Origin of the sequence: Robertmurraya sp. DFI.2.37, assembly GCF_029211245.1 — a bacterium.
GTDB lineage: Bacteria > Bacillota > Bacilli > Bacillales > Cytobacillaceae > Robertmurraya > Robertmurraya methanolica_A.
This window is the reverse complement of record NZ_JARGEJ010000666.1, coordinates 1-298: the sequence shown is the minus strand read 5'-3', so window position 1 is coordinate 298 and position 298 is coordinate 1. Positions and strand designations below refer to the sequence as shown.

At 48.0% G+C, this 298-nt stretch carries 1 pseudogene; it reads left to right on the top strand.

The window, feature by feature from the left end:
• Nucleotides 1-184: pseudogene (locus PZE06_RS28120) on the top strand (thiamine pyrophosphate-dependent enzyme); the annotation flags it as partial.
• Between the last annotated feature and the right edge of the window lie 114 nt (nt 185-298).

The window sequence follows — 298 nt, the reverse complement described above, 5'->3', positions numbered from 1 at the left end:
CTCTGGAGGCCGACAAATGCCCGGGCATTTTGGACAAAAGAAAAATCGGATTGTCACCGGTTCATCCCCAGTAATGACACAGGTTCCTCATGCGGTTGGAGTGGCTTTAGCTGGAAAGATGGAAGGGAAAGATCTTGTTACTTTCGTCACTTTTGGTGAAGGTTCATCGAATCATATACAATTTCCTCCAATAACGGTGGCGGTAGCTGCTGCTGAAGATGAGGATGTTCTTGAGGCGATACAAGAAGCGCTGCGAAGAACGCTTTCCCGCTTCCTTTTATATGGCGACAGGGAGAAG